This window comes from Weissella sp. DD23 (genome assembly GCF_001579105.1).
Lineage (GTDB): Bacteria > Bacillota > Bacilli > Lactobacillales > Lactobacillaceae > Weissella > Weissella cibaria.
This window is the reverse complement of the sequence record NZ_KQ970392.1, coordinates 342,029-346,591: the sequence shown is the minus strand read 5'-3', so window position 1 is coordinate 346,591 and position 4,563 is coordinate 342,029. Positions and strand designations below refer to the sequence as shown.

General features: G+C 44.2%; 6 protein-coding genes. 1 reads left to right on the top strand and 5 read right to left on the bottom strand.

Annotation, left to right across the window (positions count from 1 at the left end; translation table 11 throughout):
• The 5 genes from WEIDD23_RS05965 to WEIDD23_RS05945 form a co-directional block, all read right to left on the bottom strand.
• A partial coding sequence (locus WEIDD23_RS05965; protein WP_197458824.1) for a hypothetical protein occupies positions 1-441 on the bottom strand: 441 nt, incomplete at its 3' end.
• A 327-nt stretch (positions 442-768) separates the two neighbouring features.
• Positions 769-1,173: a hypothetical protein gene (locus WEIDD23_RS05960; RefSeq protein ID WP_010371244.1), complete on the bottom strand. Its 405-nt coding sequence runs from the start codon at positions 1,171-1,173 to the stop codon at positions 769-771.
• A gap of 190 nt (positions 1,174-1,363) precedes the next feature.
• Positions 1,364-1,726 carry a hypothetical protein gene (locus WEIDD23_RS05955; RefSeq protein WP_010371247.1) on the bottom strand — a complete coding sequence of 121 codons (363 nt, stop codon included), beginning with the start codon at positions 1,724-1,726 and terminating at the stop codon, positions 1,364-1,366.
• Positions 1,727-1,752: 26 nt separating this feature from the next.
• Positions 1,753-2,484: a DUF554 domain-containing protein gene (locus WEIDD23_RS05950; protein WP_010371250.1), complete on the bottom strand. Its 732-nt coding sequence runs from the start codon at positions 2,482-2,484 to the stop codon at positions 1,753-1,755.
• Positions 2,485-2,598: 114 nt separating this feature from the next.
• Positions 2,599-3,783: an iron-containing alcohol dehydrogenase gene (locus tag WEIDD23_RS05945; RefSeq protein WP_010371253.1), complete on the bottom strand. Its 1,185-nt coding sequence runs from the start codon at positions 3,781-3,783 to the stop codon at positions 2,599-2,601.
• A 223-nt stretch (positions 3,784-4,006) separates the two neighbouring features.
• Here WEIDD23_RS05945 and WEIDD23_RS14620 point away from each other — a divergent pair.
• Positions 4,007-4,563, top strand: a 557-nt coding sequence (locus tag WEIDD23_RS14620; RefSeq protein ID WP_242865451.1) for an MFS transporter, incomplete at its 3' end; no start/stop codon positions are given.

The following is a 4,563-nucleotide window of genomic DNA, read 5'->3' as shown; positions in this document are numbered from 1 at the left end:
TTTAACAAAATTGACTGGCATCATCGCAGTTGCCTCAGTACGCCCGGCGTTCACATCCCGGGCCCAACGACGCTCGCTTAACTCTGGTGTTTCCACCGCCCCGACAATCACGGGCTCATCATGTTCATTTTCTGACACTGACACATCCGTCACCTGGGTAGGCTTTGTTTGCCCATCCGGAACTGACACAATTGGTTCGGCATGGTCCGTTTCCGTCCCAGCCAAATTCGACAACGTCTCTTTGATAGATTGTATAACATTTGTAACAATGCTCTGATTATCATCAGTAGTCACATCCCGAGCCGCCACCAGCGTACTGGTCATCAACGATTTCTGCGATAAAATCGTGCTGGCCTGAATGGTCCCGCCATTGACTGCTACCCCTATATACACCGTCATCAATAACGTTGCGATCAGAGATGCCGTCCTTATTTTTTTCATCACTTCATACTCTCCTCTGTAACAACGAACAATGTCCAGTCGTAATCATTGCCTCCCAGTTACTGCAGAAAGTTACATGTTTTACGCTGTTCATTCACGATAAAAATATTGTACCGATGATTTTCTTCTAATTTAGGGCATTTGTTTGCGTTTTGTATGTCCGAACTATCGGATTTTTCGCTTTTTCCATCTGTTTTCCATGCCTATTTCGTGAATGTCCGACGGGTGGGATTTTTTCACAAGCGAGCGCCAGTATTTTGTACAATCAATATGCATATTACATATATAAAAACGCATGCCCACGCTAATCGTAGGCATGCGTTTTACTTATGCTTTGTAATTCAATTTCTCATCCGCCACAGCATACCACGCTGCAACACGATCGCTGACCTTGCCGTCTGGGAAGTAAGTTGGATACCAATAGTTAATCATATCCATATCATCCACATGCGACTCTTCATCATTCATCCAGCTATCACGGAATGTCACGACACCAGTTTCGCGATTAATCTTGAACCGTGTCACCAATTGTTGACCATTAAAGTGCAAATACAATTGTCGCATACCGGCCTCGCCTGGGAATGGCTCTGAAGCCAGTTCGGCAGTGGTTTCAGATAGTACTTGCGTGGCTCGCTCACCCAAATATCCATGATCGGCCATTGCCCGCAAAACAACGGCAACAGTAATCTCACGGTCAGACCGTTCTGCTAGAAATGCTTTGTAATCAAACATGATGTAAATCCCCTCTTATCTCATGAAGTCTTTTCTTCACGGATAATAATAGCACTTGTCAGCAGCGATAGGAAAAATTAGGCCCCCAAATTGTACTTGTGCCAACCGTTTTATACCAAAATATATCATCTAGATTCCCACCCCAAAACAAAAAGCACCAGCCATCATGGTCAGTGCTTTAAACGTTATTTTAGTATGTTAGCGCAAGAAAACGTACTTTGTCCAAAATTAATAACATCGCCGTTTGCGTTGCTTCATAGTGCTTCATTTGGTCTTCCGAACCATATTGTTCGTTAAAACCAGCCAAGCCCCCTTTTATGAACGCCAATTCATATTCTGAAATCTCTTCGAACGTCTTCGTGAATTCATCCCACAAATCAGTTTGATCTTCTTGGTCTTCCAAAAAAAATTGGATAAAACGGGCATCCGTATAGCCCATGCTGAATTGCACCCCAATTTGAGGCGCAATTTCATGCTGGTTCTTGATGTGCAAGAAATGGTGCTCCGTGTTCCAGCGAATCCGCTCAATTGCCTTCAAAATTGTCTTGTTCATTGCCATCACCCTCATTTAAGCTGTTATTACTTTGCTAGCAACGGCAAAACCCAGGTCGTCCACGCCCAACTAATTGGCATAATAAACAGCATCGCTGGAATCATGTCAGCCGTCGGGAACATGCGTACCTTAATCATTCGGAACCCCGTTGCTAACATAAGGGTACCACCAACCGCCTTAAAGTCAATTATCATGGCTGGCGTCGTGAGTGGATAGATTACTCCGGCCAACAAAAACAGAATCATCAACACAACGAACTGCGGTACGGCAATCAATGACACAACAAAGCCTAAGTTGGCTGCAAAAATAGCACCGGTGAAGAAGTCCAAAATCGACTTTGTAATCAAAATGGTGGCATCCCCAGTCATCCCGTTCACCAACGCTCCATAAATACCGGTGCCAGATGAAACAAACAACACAATAACGGTTAACAAGGATGCCGAAAACTCTTCTTCTGAAAGCGTCTTGTTTGCTGGGACAAACCGGGCAATGATGCGTTGCATTTGGAACGCTCCCCGGTTAATCCACGCACTCACATGCAGGAGCAACCCAACCGCGGTTCCAATAATCAAAGCAAAAATAACCGCGGCCATATTTTTGGTCGGTGCAATCGCGATGATCCCCATCGTCATCGACGCCAGACCAAAAATCATATTAATCTCAGTTTTAAACTTTTCTGATAAGTATTTACCACCAACACCACCAACAATACCGCCAATTAATACGGCTAGTGCATTAACAATAACTCCTGTGGGCATATAACGCTCTCCTCTCAAAAATCACAATATATCCAATATATACCCATTTTGATAGAATTAGCAAAAAAAAGCGGTACAGCTAGCTTTCACTACCTGTACCGCTATTGATTAATCTTACTTTTCAAAATCGTCTGACGTCATTGATGCGTTGTACAAAGCCACCACATCAGCTGGTGTCATTGGCACATAACCATTGTCCAAACCGAACGTTACCGCTGATTCAGCCATTTCTTGGAAGTGTTCATCGTTAGTGATTTCAACACCTGGCAAGTTTGTTGGTACCTCCAATGACTTAACCCAGTCATACGTTGCTTGAATAGCCTTTTCAGCCACAACTTGGTCGTCATCATCTTGAATTGACCAGACATTCCGACCGAAGCGGGCAAACTTTGCCACTGTCTTATCAGACAAGACAAACTTCATCCAACGTGGTGTCAAAATACCCAAACCGACACCGTGAGTAATGTCATAGAATGCTGACAATTCGTGCTCAATTGGGTGCACCGTCCAAGCATTTTGCTTACCTGATCCAACCAAACCATTCAATGCCATCGTTGATGCCCACATCAAGTTTGCACGTGCTTCATAGTTATCTGGCGTTGCCAATGCAATTGGTGCCCACTTAATAACCGCACGGTATAGGCCTTCGATTTGACCATCTTGAATATCCGTATCGTTCGCTTGATCGAAATATTGTTCCGTCAAGTGTGAGAAGATATCGATTGATCCAGCTGCCGTTTGCCACTTTGATACTGAATACGTCAATTGTGGATCCAAGAATGAAACAGCTGGCGTGTTTGGACCAAACGTCCCAATCTTTTGGTTCGTCTCAGGGTTTGAAATCACTGATGCCCAGTTCATCTCAGTTCCAGTGGCTGACAACGTCAAAATATCAACCAATGGCAATTGATCGATGGCGTAACGCTTATCCGCATCCAGCACCAAGTCCCAAGGATCACCCTCGTAGAACTTAGCAGAAGCAATCACCTTTGACGCATCGATAACAGAACCACCACCAACGGCCAACACAACGTCAACATTGTGTTCCTTAACAAGGCGTTGTCCTTCACGAACTGAGTCAATCTTTGGGTTAGGTTCGATACCTGACAACTCAACAACATTCAAGCCTGACAAAGCCTTCATCACACGTTCATACAAACCTGAGCGCTTGATTGAACCACCACCGTATGCCAACAAGACATTTTGTCCGAATTGCGCAACCGCATCATGCAGCTCCGTATCAATGTGATTCTTACCAAAACGAATGTCTGTCTTATTCACAAAACGAAAATCTTCCATGGATAGCATCCTCCAAATAAGTTGTTATTTTTCTCATTTATACCTAATACTATACACCCTTAACCGATTAATTGTTACCGTTTTCACGAAAAATTCTAGTTACAGCGGTCTTTTTCATTTGCACTAGTTTTCCTGGCAGTGATAAGGTAGATAAGTTGTTTTTCACGTTACGCCTTTTACACGCAACGTTCAGTTAGATAGAAGTGAAAGGAAGTTCCACCCTATGTCCACACAGACCGAGCGGTTATTTAATCGCCCATTTACGCAATTGTTTTTGATTCAGTTACTTAGCATGGTGACCTTTTATAGTTTGTTTGTTGCCATCAGCCCCTATGCCGTGGCAACCTACCACGTCAGTACCGCGACGGCTGGTTTAGTTGCCGGCATGACGATTATTGGGACAATGATTGCTCGTATTTTTTCTGGTCTCATCACCCAGCATCTCACCGCTAAGCAAATGACCATTCTTAGCATGGCAATCCTCTTACCTTCATTGTTAGCCTACCAACTCGAATTAGGCATCGGTTATCTCCTATTTGTTCGTTTCTGGCAAGGAATTGCGGTTGGGTTTACTGGGACCGTCACGAACACCGCCGTTGTCCGCGTTATTCCCGAAGCGCGCCGCAGTGAAGGCATTGCCTACTTCTCGTTAGCGACAATTTTAGGAACCGCATTTGGCCCATTTTTGGCGCTATTGATCACGCAATACGTGTCTTACCACATCCTCTTCTGGTTGGAAGCTGTGATTGCTTTAATTGCTTTGTTTTTCTCGTTTATGCT